The following is a 14,256-nucleotide window of genomic DNA, read 5'->3' as shown; positions in this document are numbered from 1 at the left end:
CTTTGTGTCTGTCGCATCAAATGACGTTTTTCATTTTTAGAAAGCTCTGAAAAAAACCTCTCCCCCATTTTACACAAGAATGGCTCACTTTTCTTCAGGAAACGCAAAAAAGCCGCCGATATCGGCAGCTGATAAAGAAAAAACACCCGCGGCAGGAAAAACCGCAGATGTTTAAGAAGACATCGATTTATTCGAAACTTTTTTCAATACGAAACCAATTAAAACACTGTATGTACAAACGGCTGCAAATAAAAATAACATTGTCATTTTTGGCACCACCTTGAATGAGAATCATTTTCATATTTATATCTTATCATGAGTGAGAATGATTTTCAATCTCTATTTTGCGGTGTTTTCTTCTAGCGCTTTCTCTTCGGCGCGAATCCTCACAGTGAGCATGCAGGCATTGAGAATCGAAAAGAGAAACAGTGTCCAATACGCTCCGTATAACAGCGGCAGAAAAATAAATTCTAAGATGACGACCGCGTAGTTCGGGTGCTTCATCCACCTGTACGGCCCCTTTCTGACAAGCTCCGCATCCGGCACGACAAGGATTTTCGTATTCCAATACCGCCCTAATGATAATAGCGCCCAATACCTGATCCCCTGTACAAATAAAATGATACATATAATGGCGGCCCACCTTGGAGAAAGCGTTTTTTGAAACGCCGCCACCTCAGCTGTAAGAGAGACAAAAAAGAGCACGTGCATCAGGACGAGAAAGGGATAATGTCCTTCTCCGTATTCGACTGCGCCTTGCTTTTTCACCTTTTGCTCATTGCGCCGGGCCACGATCATCTCCGCAATCCGCTGGGCCGCAAGCAGCATGATAAACAGCCAAAACATTAAGAAGCCCCCTTTTCCCAGCTGAACAGCAAAAGCTCAGACGAAAATCCCGGCCCGAGAGCGCCGATCAGCCCTTTTTCGTTTTCTTTCTGCCGGCCGCGGAGCAACTGTTCTTTTATCACATGAAAAATAGTTGCGGAAGACATGTTCCCGTGTTTTTGCAGCACCTTCCGAGATGCTGCAAGCTGACCGGTGTCCATTGAAAGACTCGTTAAATAGGCGTCAATGACCTTTTTCCCGCCTGGATGGGCAAGAAAGGTTTTAATGTCGTGAGGACTGACGCCATATTCAAATAAAAATTCATCAACATTGTCCTTCAGCCACTGTGAAACCAGGGTGGGAATGTCTCTTGAAAAGATGACTTGAAAACCGCTGTCGGTGAATTCCCAGCCCATCACATCTTCCGCATCCGGCATCATCACCGATTGAGTGGCGAATATCCGCGGAAGAAGCGGCTGTTTGACGTCGTTTCGGTTCGCCTTTTCTCCTCCCATTAGTACTGCGGCAATCCCGTCCGCAAACAGGGAAGTTCCGATTAAGTTGCTTTTTGACTTGTCGTTCGGCTGAAACGTTAAGCTGCAGAGTTCAGCCGCGATGACAAGCACGTATGCTTCAGGATACGCGCGGCAGTATTCGTACGCCCTGGACAGGCCGGCCGCTCCGCCCGCGCATCCTAAGCCCCAGATCGGTATCCGTTTTGTTTTCGCAGAAAACGGAAGCTGATTCATCACTTTCGCTTCAATGCTGGGTGTCGAAAGCCCGGTGCTGGAAATAAAAAAGATCGCATCCACTTTTTCATATGGAAAGGGATTTGTTAAACAATCCGGGTTTGTTAAACAATCAAGTGCCGCATCCGCACTGTGCTTGACGGTTTCTTCCGTATACAGCCGGTTTTTTTCTGAAAAACCCCGTGCCGTTTTATACCATTCAATCGGCCGGACAAACTGCCTTGATTCAATTTCGCCGTTTTGAAAGGCTTTTAACAGCCGATCAATATCCTTAAATGAATCGGCAAACATCCCTCTCGCAAAATCCGCCGCCGTTTCTTGCGAGACATGATACTTCGGAATGCTCGTTCCGACAGATAACACATATGCCATGCCCATCACCTCTTTACATAAAGGTTCCCGCTTTTTTCCTGAATGTATGCATAAGTTTGAATCGAGGATTTCACTGACATGCCATTTTAATAGGAAATTGGCCCTTTTGAATAAGAAACCCTTCGACTATACTTGATCCATTCATAAAAAAAGGTTGTGATAAGAATGCTGAAGCCTGTCATTCTTAGAGGGTCACTCGTTCAGTTAGAGCCGATGACGATTGATCACACTCAGGCACTTTGTGACGCTGCTTCAGAAAATAGGACGACTTACGCTTACACCCATGTCCCTGACGGAATCGAAGAAACAAAGCGTTATATTGAGCGCGCGCTTTCCGATTATGAAAAAAGACTTGCATTGCCTTTTGCAGTACGGAGTCTGGAAACAGACCGAATCGTCGGAAGCACGCGGTTTATGGATGCGGAAGTGTTTACGCGGCCGGCGGACGCAGCCCCGGAAGTGTGTGAGATCGGCAGCACATGGTATGCCTCTGCCGTGCAGCGGACCGGTGTCAATACGGAATGTAAACTTCTGTTGCTGACCCATGCGTTTGACACGTGGCAAGCTGTCAGGGTTACGCTGAAAACCGATGTTCGCAACCAGCGCTCACGGACTGCGATTTTGCGGATCGGTGCCCAATTTGAAGGAATCCGCCGCGCACACCTTCCGGCTGTCGACGGCGGTCTCAGAGATACCGCCTACTACTCCATCCTTCGGGAGGAATGGCCTTATATCCGGCAAAACCTTTCTGGCCGGCTCAAAGCATATAACTGAAAAACCTGCCGATATACGGCAGGTTTTTTTACATATTCGGATCATATAGGTATAAATTGAGATCGATCCGTCCGTCTGACGTGACCGCTACCCCCTCAGCTTCAAGAGACAGCTTCTGTACAGAAAACATCTCTTCGTCTCTCAATCCGATTTCGCCCTTTGCATTGATGACCCTGTGCCAAGGAAGACGATGCTTTTTACTCATGGAGTGAAGAATCCTCACAACCTGCCTCGCTCCCCGCGGACTTCCCGCAAGATCGGCAATTTGACCATACGTCATCACTTTTCCTTCAGGAATCTGTTTGATAATGGCTACGGCCCGTTCCGTAAATGTCATGCAACTCCTCATTTCGCAAGAGCAGATGATTTTCGAGAAAATCAGCCACTTTCTGATCTTATATTTATAGATGATAATTGCTTCATCATCATACTTATTTCATCTCTGCGTTTAAATAGATTATCTGTTTGTTCACAAAAAATTAACAAAGATAAGCATGTACATATTTAACATAATATGTAATAATACAATTGTATTAAAAAAGAAAAGGAGTGTTTACAATGAAAATGAAAAAAGCTTTAGCCGGCTCAGCCCTATCACTCGCTTTACTCTGTTCTGCCGCCCCTGCTTTTGCCGCAGGTCCTGCTGATACACCTTCTGCAGAAAGTAAAACGAAGGAAGTATCTGCTTTGGCGACGTTCATACTTAATGGTTCCGGCCCTGATTATCCTACTTCAATTTACCGGAATGGAATCACCTATTATTTAGACAACATCACCTTCCATGGTGCTGATGGCACTTGGACAGCCGTCTACAAAAGCTGATTTTTCATGACGCGGAATGTTTGTTCTAAGTAACAACTAAAAATAATCCGTATGTTACCGTGCCGATAAGAGAATAAATGATTGCTAACATGTACCTAAAAAGTGTCAAAATTAAAAATTGTGACAGATTCTGAATTATCTCTTGCTCTACTTGTATCAGCACCTTCTGCTTTTGCAACTGCTGGACGATATCAATTGGTATCTAAAAGGAGTTTCTTTCCGGAACGGAATCTGGTATGGGAATGATGAGCGCTGTTACTAATATGAAGGGGGCTTTGCCCCTTTTTCTAGTTTCACTTCCTTTTATAATTGATCCAACATACAGCACCTAGGTGCGTAATTTCATTTCACCCGATGATCATTATCAGTCGTACTGTTTTCTGCTTTTAGACGCAAAAACACATAATCTAAAATTCTCTCCTGCCATAGGTTTTTTGATCGGATCCTGCAGCACTTTAGTGAATCACATGTCTATCCAAAAGCCGAGCCTCAACTCTTTACGAAGAATCAATCCAGATCCTTCAGAACATTTCTATGGACGCCTGAGTTCCCCAGCTCATGTTAAGGTAACTCTATTCTTGATATATGCTGACGTAAACAAAAGGCCATGGAATGTTTTTCCTCCCCTCTTTAGTTATCAAACCTTCTTTTGGACGAGGGGCGCAGGACATCCCCGATCAGAAAAACACCTGAAAAATAAGGGCAATAATTTTTCGTGAGCAAGTACCTCATAAAACCTCTTACTTGCTCTTTTATTTTTGATAGGACACAACCCAGGGTGATAACATGAGATTTGCTTGGGAAGAATTAATTATAATTGTATTCGGAATGATCTTACTGAGAATTTCAGGGAGAAAATCCATTGCACAAATGACCATTGCACAGACACTGGTGATGATTTCAATCGGTACGATTATCGTTCACCCCATTTTAGAAACCAGTTTATTGAAAACATTAATCGCTGCGTCTATCCTTTTTAGCGCTTTGATTTTGATGGAATGGTTTCAAGTAAAAGTAAACTGGATTGAATCTTTTTAACCGGAAAATCTAAATTCGTTATAGAAGACGGCCAACTCAATATAGAAAACTTAAAGAAGCTGAGACTGACAGCAGATCAACTCGAAATGCGTTTAAGACTTCTTGGCATTTCAAACATAAACACAATTAAATATGCCACTTTAGAAGCTAATGGACAATTAGGCTACGAATTAAAAGATGACTGTAAGCCTTTAACCATCAAAGATATTAAAAATGTGATCGATCCAAAATTCCTTAACAAAGAGTCTCAGCCTCAAAAAGATGATCAAGCCAATCTATTCGAGGAAATCAAAAAACACCAGACTCAGCACAAGCCAAAAAATCTTGAATAATTCGCTGATTAGTAAAGCCTTTTGTTATTCAAAACCGAAACCGAATCAGACCGTTAACCGCCATTTTTTACCGAAACCGGTTTACAAGAAACAAAAAAAGCATCTGAAGCAGATGCCTTTTTCAATATATATTGCGACGATGAAAAGAGTCGGCAACCCCCGTATTTTCCGAAGAGGTCCTTGTATGCGCCTGAATTTCAGCCGCCTATCCCTACCGCCGGCCTTAGCCATAATGTTAATCAGTTTGTTTTTATAAAATCATTGATTAATTGATCAGTCGTTAATATTGTGGCAAATTCATCATGCAACGTGGCCAGAGATATATTATGAATAGTCTCTGCATCATAATATGTATCATTTTGGTCTCTCATTTCGAAGGCTGCTGTTGCATCTGAAATCAGGTATGTATCAAATCCTAAATTACCGCTCATCCTTGTGGTTGTTGAAACACAGTGCGGCGTAGTCAAGCCAGTGATTACGACAGTTGTTATATCATTTGCTTTTAAAAGCTCTTCTAGATTAGTCCCAATAAAGCTGCTGTTTACTTTCTTGGTTATAATGACTTCTTTATCCATAGGTTTAACGATTCCCTTTATAGCAACCCCCTCATTTTTTGGATAAAATAAAGAACCAGGTTTATCAGAAATATGTTGTATGTATATGACTGTCCATCCTTTTTCTCTCCATAATTTCAGTATTTTGCTTATATTTTCTTCCGCCTTAACGTTATTTCGTTCTCCCCACTTTTTATCATCAAAGGCTTTTTGTACATCCACAATGATTAAAGCTTTTTTCTTTTCTGCCATAAGATAACCTCCTATATTGAAAATTCGTATTTATAACATTTTAAATAAAGATTTTACTTTTGTACAATTGTTTCAGTGTTAAATTTCATATCGCACCTTCCCCGTTGGAAAAGCGCTGGAATAGCTAAAAGCAAGCACTCACTCAAAAGCTGCAGCTCACCAGAAGCCAGCAATATTCAACTCTTTTTCTCTATATACTTATCAATATTCTGAAATAAGCCGCAACAGTGAATGAAAGGACTGCCCCTAACTACATTCACGCTCACAAAATATTAACAAAAAAAACCTTGGTTATTTTTGTATTGTATGTAATAATACAAGTGTATTAAAAAACAAAGGAGTGTTTAAAATGAAATTAAAAAAAGTTTTAACTGGTTCTGCCTTGTCTCTCGCTTTACTCGTTTCCGCTGCCCCTGCTTTTGCATCTAGCCCTGGTCATACAAATAGCGACTCAACTCAAACAAAAATTTCGACACAAGCGACCAAAGATTCTTTTACAATAGATTACCTTCATAGATGGGATATCCCAAATACAACTGTTAAGAATGGTGTTACATATTACCTTAAGAAAGTAGAGATAATCGAAGGGTTCTATCGTGCAACTTTTGAAGGATGGATTAATTAAAAGAAGGGGCTTTCCCTTCTTTTCACTCTCATTTGTAAGGATCCATGCACAAGATACTCGTTCACGTACATATAGTCCGGGACGGTTTTTCGGCGAAATAAGGCGGATGCCTCATCACTCAATTTGTTTCTTTTCAAACAATGAAACTAATAAATGAAAGAGGATGCCTCACAAAAAGTTCAGCAAACTTTCGGAAGCATCCTCGATCTGGATAGAATAAGATGTTATTTTAAAGAAAAACGGATGACTAACCCTCTTGAACCCTTGTCACATCAAGGGTTTTTTTCGTTTTAGGAATCATATTATAAATAATATTCAAAAGGACGGCGGTAAAGCTTCCGGCGACGATTCCGTTTGTGGTCAGCAGATTTAAGTAAGACGGCAGGTGCTTAAACATATCGGGAACGACGGTTACACCGAGTCCCAATCCGACCGAACACGCGACAATCAGAAGGTTTTCCTGCTTTTTAAAGTCAATTTGACTGAGCATTTTAATGCCGTAGGAGATGACCATGCCGAACATGGCCACCATCGCGCCTCCCAGTACGGAAGACGGGATGATGGTCGTGAAGGCTGCGATTTTCGGAAAAAGGCCGAAGAGCATTAAAAGTGCGCCCGTGACACCGATGACCGCGTTTTTCTTAATCCCCGTCAGCTGCACGAGACCGACGTTTTGGGAATAGGCCGTATACGGAAAAGCATTGAAAATGCCGCTGATGAACACCGCCAGACCTTCCGCGCGGTAGCCTTTTGCTAAATCACGTTCAGACAGGCGCCTGTTTGTCAGGTCACCGAGAGCGAAATAGACGCCGGTTGACTCAACAAGGCTGACAATGGCAACGATGGACATCGTAATAATCGGTGCCGCATGAAATGTCGGCGTCCCGAAGTAAAACGGTTTAATCATTTGAATTGCGTCAGCATTCGCCACATTGTCAAATTGCACTTTTCCCATAAAATATGCGATGGCCGTCCCGATGACAATGCCGATTAAAATCGAAATGGATTTCAAAAATCCTTTTGTAAACCGATAAAGCAGCACGATGATGACGAGCACCGTAAATCCGAGGGCAAGGTTAGCCGGATCACCGAAATCCTTGCTGCCTTCCCCGCCGGCAATATGATTCATCGCGACCGGCATTAAGGTCATCCCGATAATCGTCACGACAGATCCGGTTACGACAGGCGGGAAAAAGGATACGAGCTTGCCAAAGAAAAACGACAGCAGAATGACAAGCAGACCCGATGCCAAAATGCTTCCGTAAATGGCTGAAATCCCGTACTCCTTACCGATGGAAATAATCGGCGCTACCGCGGTGAACGTACAGCCGAGCACAACAGGCAAGCCGATGCCGAAACATTTATTCCTCCATACTTGAAGCAGCGTAGCCGCCCCGCACATAAAAATGTCAATTGATACGAGATATGTCAGCTGTTCTGCGTTCAGTCCCAATGCCGCTCCTACAATTAAAGGAACGACGACGGCGCCGGCATACATGGCAAGCACGTGTTGGATACCGAGGGAAAGTGTTTTGGCATAGCCGTTTTTCATGAACGGACCTCCTGTACAAATGTCACTTTTCCGTCTTCAAGCGATTGAATTCTCGCCAGTGATTCGACCCGGCATCCTTTTTTCACCAGCTCATCTCTTCCCGGCTGAAATGACTTTTCAATGACGATTCCGATCCCGCAAACCGCTGCGCCTGCTTGTTTTACGATGGATAAAAGTCCTTCTGCCGCCTGTCCGTTCGCTAAAAAGTCGTCAATGATTAACACGCGGTCTTCTTTCGACAGATGATTTCCGGAGACAGCAATCTGACTTTCTGTTTTTTTCGTGAAAGAATAGACGGATGCCGTCAGCAGATCATCTGTTAATGTGAGAGACTTCCTTTTTCTCGCAAAGATGACGGGAACGCCGAGTTCAAGGCCGGCCATCACCGCAGGGGCAATGCCCGAAGATTCAATTGTGACGATTTTGGTTATCTCGTCTTTTTCAAAACGGCGCGCAAATTCCCGGCCGATCTGCTGCATGAGAACCGGATCAATTTGATGGTTTAAAAAAGAATCCACTTTCAGCACTTGATCAGAAAGAACAATTCCGTCTTCTGCTATTTTTCGTTTTAATGCTTCCACAATGATTACCCCCGCTTATAAAAAAATAAAAAAAGCATTGCCCGCTCTCCAAAAAAAGAGCAAGCAATGCCGAATGATCTACACGCAACGGCCGAATAAAAGCCGTCCCATTGCTCACTCATAGTCGGACATTTACGGTGACCGGTAGAAACTTGCGTGCCATATCCACGCGATTATATGAGTGTTCGTATGATATTAATCAAATTATAACAAGATACACTTCTTTTGCATAGTGAAATTTGAATATTTCCGAACTTTTACAAAGAATTTGTTTTCGATTATTCGTGTTTTTAGAATTTTTAGAAAAACACCCGGTGTATACCGGGCGTTTCGTTTATAAATATAAATTTGAATATTTGCCGACGAGATACTCAATGAGATATTGAACGTTCAGCTCTTCTCCCGTTGCATCTTTTATGATGTCAAGCGGCATTTTGCGTCTTCCGTGCTGATGAACCTTTTCTGTCAGCCATTGTTTGATCGGCTCAAAATCGCCCCGTTCTATTAATTGGTCAAATTCAGGCAGATCGTCAAGCATGGTATGCTTCAGCTGTGCCGCATACATATATCCGAGCGCATAGGAAGGGAAATAGCCGAAATCGCCGCCCGCCCAATGTACGTCCTGCAAAATGCCTTTTGCGTCAGATGGCGGCGTAATGCCTAAATAATCATGATATTTTTGATTCCACAATGCAGGCAGTTCTTCCACTGTCACTTCATTGCTGAAAATCGCTTTTTCAATTTCATAACGGATAATAATATGAAGCGGATATGTCAGCTCATCGGCTTCAATTCGGATAAATGTCGGTTTCGCCTCATTTACGGCGCGTACAAAGTCCTCTCTTTTCACATCTTGAAATTGATCAGGCGAAGCCTCAACCATTTTTTCATAATAGGCGGTCCAGAAATGTTGATTTCTGGCGATAAAGTTTTCATAAAATAATGATTGGGATTCATGAATTCCCATGGATGCACCGTCAGATAAGTTCGTTCCGCTCAACGCTTCGTCAATATTCTGCTCGTAGATCGCATGCCCGCATTCATGAATCGTTCCGAAAATTGCCGTGCGGAAATCGTTTTCGTCATATCTGGTCGTCACCCGCACATCGCCCCGGTTGATTGTCGTCGCAAACGGATGCACCGTCTCGTCCAGGCGGCCGCCGTCAAAATCATACCCGAACTCTTTTAAGAAATACAAGGAGAGGGCTCTTTGTTGTTCTTTCGAAAACGTTTTCGTTATAAAGGAAGTGTCCGGTTTATTGCCGGATTCCGTCACTTTTTTGATAAGCGGAATAATCGCTTCCTTCAATTCAGAAAACAGCTGATCCAGCACCTTTACCGTAACACCCGGTTCGAAAATATCGAGCAATGCGTTGTATGGATGATCTTCATAGCCCCAATACGAAATAAACCGCTTATTAAAATCAATCAGCTTCTCAAGGTACGGAGCAAACATAGAAAAATCAGAGGCAGCCTTTGCATCCTCCCAAGCCGTTTCAGCTTTCGATGTTAAAATGACATATTCTTTATACTCATCTTCAGGAATTTTTTTATTATGATCATAATCTTTTTTCGCAAGTTCCGCCGCTTTCACTGTATCTTCAGAGAGCTCCTCTGCATGCGCGAGAAGGATGTCGATCAGCTCTTTCATCCGGTCGGATGTCTGGATTTGAAAAACGTCAGCCGACAGCTGTCCGATGCTTTCCGCCCGGTCATCAGAGCCTTTTTTCGGGGCTCCCGTTCTTAAGTCCCAGTGCATAAGCGCAATGGCTTCTTCATAGTGGGACACCCTTTTTAACAGATCAAAAAACTCTTTTTCATATGTATGTAAATCCATATCCGTTCCCCTCCCTTTTCACTATCAATTACAGGCTAATGGAATGCCGTGATAAAGTCAACTTCCCAGATTTAAAAAAGCCGCAGGATAAGAATCCTGCAGCTGTTGTTTTTATACGATTTTCGGTGTAACAGGCAAAACCTTTTTGACTTCGGCCAAGACCCGTTCACTTTCTCCGCCCGCATAAATGGATATGGTTCCGCTGTCCTGATTAGAACGGATGAGGCGGCCGATTCCCTGCCGGACTCTTAAGAGCATGTACGGCAGATCAACTTCCTCAAACGGATCTTTTTTCGCTCCATTCCGCTTTGCGGTAAACACGGGATCATGAGGCGGATACGGCAATGCCCAAATGGTCACATTCCGGAGCGAGTCACCGGGAATGTCAAGACCTTCCCATAAGTGGACGGAACAAAGCACGGATTCTTCATCCCGCTGGAATTTTTCGACCAGACTGCTGATCTCTTCGTCACCTTCGTAGTATATCGGATACGGCAGCTCCCACGCGGCAGCCTGTTCTTTAAATTCCTTCATGTCTTCAAAGGAAGGGAAAAGAACGAGGGTGCGTCCTTCATTCTTCTTAATGGTTTCAATCGTTTCGGCTGTTTTCTGCTCAGACGTCATGTCACCGTGAAGCGCAACAGACATTTGCTCCTCGTAATCGTACGGAGATTCAACGGTGAATGATAAAGGATCACGGATTCCGAGGCTGTCAGCGATATAATCAAATGAACCGCCCTCAGAAAGAGTGGCCGATGAGAAGATATAAGGGATCTTTTTAGAAAAGACCTTTTCTCCCAAAACTTCGGCTACTGTTCTCGGCATAACGACAAACGTTGAGTCTGTATCCCGCGTTTCAAGCCAGCTGATGGCATCCTTTTGATACAGCGACAGCGAATATGCCATTTGTTCGACGTATTCTTCTACAACTGACAGCTCGTACTTATCGATCGTATACATTTCCGATTCAAATACGAGCGCCTCGCCGATTTTATCGAGCAGACGGCACAGTTCGTCAGCCGCACGCTTAACACGCTGATCGTTTTGGATGTCCAATCGGTGAGAGCCTGCGATTTCCTTCGATTCCTCTGACAGCACATAGAAAAACTCATCGTTTGCGGCAAGGGCATCTTCAATCAGTTCGGCGAATTCCTCTCTGATATCATTTTGAAGCAGACGCTCTAAAAACAGCTCAAGCGTCGACTGCTTCACACGATACGTTAACGCTTTTTGCGCGGCGAATTCCAGCAGATGTCCTTCATCAAACACGACGGCGCTGTGATCCGGCAAAAGCGGCAGCTGTCCTTCCCTTTTGCGTGATTCTTCCGTCCATACATGCTCCATGTAGAAATCATGGGAGCAAACAATCAGATCCGTTGATTTTCTGTAATGATCTCTTGAAAGTGTTAAACCGCATCTATGTCTCATATCACAAGTTAAACAATCTTGGAAGGAATCATAGCTGACGCCTGCCCACTCTTCATTCGTCAAATCAGCGTACTGTTTGCGGTCGCCGTACGGATAAAAGCGCTGCATCGCTTGTGATTCGTGTACGAATGAAGGCAGGGACTCATAAAGATCCAGCCACTTTTCATCATCAGAACGCTGCATCGTTTTCTCAAGCTTTTTCAGACACAGATACTGCTCATGGGATTTGGACAGCCGTGTATCAATCTGCAGATCCAAATGTTCTGTCAGCTTGGAAATGTCGCCTTCTTTTTTGACAAGCTGTTCAATTAACGTTTCATCGGCGCAGGCGATAATGGCCGGTTTACCCGTATATCTGGCATAGCTGATGGCAAACAGCAGATATACCAGCGTTTTCCCCGTACCGACTCCTGCCTCAGCGAACATGACCTTTTTCTCTTTAAATGCCCGTTCAAGCTGAAACGCCATAAATACCTGCTCATCCCGAAGGTCAAAGCCTTTCTCGGGAAGGATATCGTAAAACACGTCACCAATCCAATTGTTCAATTCTTCGTAAAAATTCTTTTCTTTTGTTAAAGCAAAAGGCAAACGTGATGTTGTCACCCAACTCCAACCCCTAACTATTCGGCATTCAGACCATCTATAATATCATTTAACCCTTTTCAATACAACAAAAAAACTTGGCCTCGCCAAGTTTTTGCCATTATCATTTCCGGTTAATGATATGTGTACATAGGAACGGATGGTCTGTTGAATGTGTATGTTTTACCGCATTTTCAAGTTCTTCCTGTGCGTGTGTCATGGCGGAAGGACCGAACTCCGCTCCGGCTTCCTCCAGCCGGAAAGCAGTTGCGTCTAACGCCTTACGTATTTTACTGAAATGCTCGCTGTTCAGCATAAAATAGATCACCTCTCAAATAGAAATAATCATCATTCTATGCCGATGCTTCACTTTCTATACATGCCATTCTGAATGATCCGCACCTGACCTGCACAAACTACAACAGATATTCGATCGAATATCCATCTTCACAAAATTATTCTATCCGGGAGTGATGGTTACATGAGTTATAAAGATCGATTAGATCAGCATTCTGAATTGTTTCATCACAATTGGACGCGGCCGAAACGCTCTAAATCGCAAGTGAACGGCCACACCGAAATGTCCCAGACCAACATTATTTTACGGAGCAACGCAAAAGCGCACCGCTGGTAATGGCAGAATAAAACGTAAAGATGCCGGAGAAGACGCTGTTTCAGGCGTCTTCTCTTTGTTGCGGCTTTTTCCGCTGCGGCCGCACTTTAGCCCAGTACTGATAATAATCCGTTTTGATAAAACCGTTAAAGAGCTTCCGTTTTTTGGTTGCTTTTCTTCCGTAGACCTCTTCAAATTGTTCATTTGACGTCAACATGTAGACAGACCATGTATCAAGAGATTCAAATGCCCGGCCCATTTCTTTATACATCTGCTCGACTTCCCTTTTTTCGCCGAGCCGTTCGCCGTACGGAGGGTTTCCGACGATTACGCCGTATTCGAGTTTCGTCGTAAAATCCTGCACCCGCATTTGCTTGCATTCGATCAGGTCACCGAGTCCCGCTTCTTCTGCGTTTTCTTTGGCGATGTTTACCATCCGGTGATCCACGTCACTGGCAAAGATCTGCAGCGGCTGATCATAGTTCGCCTTTTCTTCCACTTCAAGACGCGCCTTGTCCCACAGTTCTTTTCCGATCCATTCCCAGTCTTCTGAAACAAAATCACGGTTAAAACCGGGAGCAATGTTTTGTCCGATTAAAGCGGCTTCAATGGCGATCGTGCCGGAACCGCAGAACGGATCGACGAACGGACGGTCAGGCGTCCAGTTGGTTAACTGAATTAACGCGGCAGCGAGCGTCTCTTTAATCGGAGCTCCTCCCTGATCAACCCTGTATCCCCGTTTGTGAAGGCCTGTTCCTGATGAATCCAGTGTAAGCACGGCTTTATCTTTTAAAAGGGAAATCTCCACCTTATACTCGGGGCCCGTTTCTTCAATCCATTCATTTTGTTTTCCTGATTGAAGTTTCAGCTTTTCCGCTATCGCCTTTTTGACGATCCGCTGGCAGTCAGGCACACTGGCAAGCACTGATTTCACGGATTTTCCGATAACGGGAAACTTTGCGTTTTCCGGAATGTACGCGCGCCAGTCAATCGCTTTTGTTTTTTCAAACAGCTCATCAAACGTTTTCGCCTGAAACTCGGCGACCTGTACTTTGATGCGGTCAGCCGTCCGCAGCCATAAGTTAGCGCGGCAGATCGCAAGCGCATCTCCTTCAAAAATGACTTTTCCGTTGTCTACTTTGCATTCATAACCTAAATCACGCACTTCTTTGGCGACGATCGCTTCAATTCCCATCGGCGCCGTCGCTATTAGTGTGTACTTCTTCATCGTATCACCCTGTCTCTTTTAAGCTTTCGTTTCATTCAAGATAAAAGCTCCCCTTTAAAGGAGAGCTCTAATTTGTCATATCAATAATGTTT

15 protein-coding genes, 1 pseudogene and 1 riboswitch are annotated in these 14,256 nt (G+C 43.9%); of the genes and pseudogenes, 5 read left to right on the top strand and 11 right to left on the bottom strand.

Features of this window, described 5'->3' with window-relative positions:
• Nucleotides 1-171: 171 nt before the first annotated feature.
• From fbpC to SB24_RS18605, 3 genes are all read right to left on the bottom strand, one after another.
• On the bottom strand, nucleotides 172-267 hold the full coding sequence (gene fbpC / locus SB24_RS20075; RefSeq protein WP_025284905.1) for a Fur-regulated basic protein FbpC: 96 nt from the start codon (nucleotides 265-267) through the stop codon (nucleotides 172-174).
• Nucleotides 268-339: 72 nt separating this feature from the next.
• Nucleotides 340-846: an isoprenylcysteine carboxyl methyltransferase family protein gene (locus tag SB24_RS18610; RefSeq protein ID WP_003153565.1), complete on the bottom strand. Its 507-nt coding sequence runs from the start codon at nucleotides 844-846 to the stop codon at nucleotides 340-342.
• Nucleotides 846-1,946 carry a type III polyketide synthase gene (locus SB24_RS18605; protein ID WP_039254762.1) on the bottom strand — a complete coding sequence of 367 codons (1,101 nt, stop codon included), beginning with the start codon at nucleotides 1,944-1,946 and terminating at the stop codon, nucleotides 846-848. The genes SB24_RS18610 and SB24_RS18605 overlap by 1 nt, the downstream gene beginning before the upstream one ends.
• A gap of 165 nt (nucleotides 1,947-2,111) precedes the next feature.
• On the opposite strand from SB24_RS18605, the gene SB24_RS18600 reads away from it, so the two are divergent.
• Nucleotides 2,112-2,720: a GNAT family N-acetyltransferase gene (locus SB24_RS18600; RefSeq protein WP_039254761.1), complete on the top strand. Its 609-nt coding sequence runs from the start codon at nucleotides 2,112-2,114 to the stop codon at nucleotides 2,718-2,720.
• Nucleotides 2,721-2,748: 28 nt separating this feature from the next.
• On the opposite strand, the gene SB24_RS18595 is transcribed toward SB24_RS18600, so the two are convergent.
• Complete coding sequence (locus SB24_RS18595) at nucleotides 2,749-3,057, bottom strand: MGMT family protein (protein ID WP_039254759.1); 309 nt, start codon at nucleotides 3,055-3,057, stop codon at nucleotides 2,749-2,751.
• Between the two features lie 221 nt (nucleotides 3,058-3,278).
• On the opposite strand from SB24_RS18595, the gene SB24_RS18590 reads away from it, so the two are divergent.
• Together SB24_RS18590 and SB24_RS18585 are read left to right on the top strand one after the other, a co-directional pair.
• Nucleotides 3,279-3,542 (top strand): hypothetical protein, encoded by a 264-nt coding sequence (locus SB24_RS18590; RefSeq protein WP_032866282.1) that lies wholly within the window; start codon nucleotides 3,279-3,281, stop codon nucleotides 3,540-3,542.
• Nucleotides 3,543-4,328: 786 nt separating this feature from the next.
• Nucleotides 4,329-4,912, top strand: a pseudogene (locus SB24_RS18585) (DUF421 domain-containing protein).
• Between the two features lie 239 nt (nucleotides 4,913-5,151).
• On the opposite strand, the gene SB24_RS18580 reads toward SB24_RS18585, so the two are convergent.
• Nucleotides 5,152-5,718 (bottom strand): cysteine hydrolase family protein, encoded by a 567-nt coding sequence (locus SB24_RS18580; RefSeq protein WP_039254757.1) that lies wholly within the window; start codon nucleotides 5,716-5,718, stop codon nucleotides 5,152-5,154.
• Nucleotides 5,719-6,067: 349 nt separating this feature from the next.
• Between SB24_RS18580 and SB24_RS18575 the strand changes: the two genes are divergently transcribed.
• Nucleotides 6,068-6,343: a hypothetical protein gene (locus SB24_RS18575; protein ID WP_039254755.1), complete on the top strand. Its 276-nt coding sequence runs from the start codon at nucleotides 6,068-6,070 to the stop codon at nucleotides 6,341-6,343.
• Nucleotides 6,344-6,590: 247 nt separating this feature from the next.
• Here the strand turns inward: SB24_RS18575 and pbuX are convergent, their stop codons facing one another.
• The 5 genes from pbuX to SB24_RS18550 form a co-directional block, all read right to left on the bottom strand.
• Nucleotides 6,591-7,895 carry a xanthine permease PbuX gene (gene pbuX / locus SB24_RS18570; protein WP_012117824.1) on the bottom strand — a complete coding sequence of 435 codons (1,305 nt, stop codon included), beginning with the start codon at nucleotides 7,893-7,895 and terminating at the stop codon, nucleotides 6,591-6,593.
• The gene (xpt, locus tag SB24_RS18565; protein WP_039254751.1) at nucleotides 7,892-8,476 is read right to left on the bottom strand and encodes a xanthine phosphoribosyltransferase; all 585 of its coding nucleotides are present in this window, start codon (nucleotides 8,474-8,476) and stop codon (nucleotides 7,892-7,894) included. The genes pbuX and xpt overlap by 4 nt, the downstream gene beginning before the upstream one ends.
• Nucleotides 8,477-8,577: 101 nt before the next feature.
• Nucleotides 8,578-8,677, bottom strand: a riboswitch (purine riboswitch).
• Nucleotides 8,678-8,810: 133 nt separating this feature from the next.
• Entirely contained in the window at nucleotides 8,811-10,313 is a 1,503-nt protein-coding gene (locus SB24_RS18560; RefSeq protein WP_039254748.1) for a carboxypeptidase M32, read from the bottom strand.
• Between the two features lie 111 nt (nucleotides 10,314-10,424).
• The gene (locus SB24_RS18555; protein WP_032866285.1) at nucleotides 10,425-12,344 is read right to left on the bottom strand and encodes an ATP-dependent DNA helicase; all 1,920 of its coding nucleotides are present in this window, start codon (nucleotides 12,342-12,344) and stop codon (nucleotides 10,425-10,427) included.
• 103 nt (nucleotides 12,345-12,447) lie between these two features.
• On the bottom strand, nucleotides 12,448-12,639 hold the full coding sequence (locus SB24_RS18550) for a hypothetical protein (RefSeq protein WP_039254745.1): 192 nt from the start codon (nucleotides 12,637-12,639) through the stop codon (nucleotides 12,448-12,450).
• A gap of 165 nt (nucleotides 12,640-12,804) precedes the next feature.
• Here SB24_RS18550 and SB24_RS19830 point away from each other — a divergent pair, with 165 nt between their 5' ends.
• Complete coding sequence (locus SB24_RS19830) at nucleotides 12,805-12,957, top strand: YpzG family protein (protein WP_003153548.1); 153 nt, start codon at nucleotides 12,805-12,807, stop codon at nucleotides 12,955-12,957.
• A gap of 40 nt (nucleotides 12,958-12,997) precedes the next feature.
• On the opposite strand, the gene SB24_RS18545 is transcribed toward SB24_RS19830, so the two are convergent.
• Nucleotides 12,998-14,164, bottom strand: a complete 1,167-nt coding sequence (locus tag SB24_RS18545; protein WP_015417697.1) for a THUMP domain-containing class I SAM-dependent RNA methyltransferase — start codon at nucleotides 14,162-14,164, stop codon at nucleotides 12,998-13,000.
• Nucleotides 14,165-14,256: the final 92 nt, after the last annotated feature.

This window comes from Bacillus sp. Pc3 (assembly GCF_000815145.1).
Taxonomy (GTDB): Bacteria; Bacillota; Bacilli; order Bacillales; family Bacillaceae; genus Bacillus; species Bacillus velezensis.
Note: the sequence above shows the minus strand (reverse complement) of the source record. Positions and strands in the feature narration are given on the sequence as shown.

Coding starts and splice junctions, on each gene's coding strand:
- pbuX (WP_012117824.1), bottom strand. CDS start 7,895: ATGAAAAACGGCTATGCCAAAACACTTTCCCTCGGTATCCAACACGTG.
- SB24_RS18590 (WP_032866282.1), top strand. CDS start 3,279: ATGAAAATGAAAAAAGCTTTAGCCGGCTCAGCCCTATCACTCGCTTTA.
- SB24_RS18610 (WP_003153565.1), bottom strand. CDS start 846: ATGTTTTGGCTGTTTATCATGCTGCTTGCGGCCCAGCGGATTGCGGAG.
- SB24_RS18575 (WP_039254755.1), top strand. CDS start 6,068: ATGAAATTAAAAAAAGTTTTAACTGGTTCTGCCTTGTCTCTCGCTTTA.
- SB24_RS18560 (WP_039254748.1), bottom strand. CDS start 10,313: ATGGATTTACATACATATGAAAAAGAGTTTTTTGATCTGTTAAAAAGG.
- SB24_RS18595 (WP_039254759.1), bottom strand. CDS start 3,057: ATGACATTTACGGAACGGGCCGTAGCCATTATCAAACAGATTCCTGAA.
- SB24_RS18600 (WP_039254761.1), top strand. CDS start 2,112: ATGCTGAAGCCTGTCATTCTTAGAGGGTCACTCGTTCAGTTAGAGCCG.
- SB24_RS18545 (WP_015417697.1), bottom strand. CDS start 14,164: ATGAAGAAGTACACACTAATAGCGACGGCGCCGATGGGAATTGAAGCG.
- SB24_RS18580 (WP_039254757.1), bottom strand. CDS start 5,718: ATGGCAGAAAAGAAAAAAGCTTTAATCATTGTGGATGTACAAAAAGCC.
- SB24_RS18605 (WP_039254762.1), bottom strand. CDS start 1,946: ATGGCATATGTGTTATCTGTCGGAACGAGCATTCCGAAGTATCATGTC.
- fbpC (WP_025284905.1), bottom strand. CDS start 267: ATGACAATGTTATTTTTATTTGCAGCCGTTTGTACATACAGTGTTTTA.
- SB24_RS19830 (WP_003153548.1), top strand. CDS start 12,805: ATGAGTTATAAAGATCGATTAGATCAGCATTCTGAATTGTTTCATCAC.
- SB24_RS18550 (WP_039254745.1), bottom strand. CDS start 12,639: ATGCTGAACAGCGAGCATTTCAGTAAAATACGTAAGGCGTTAGACGCA.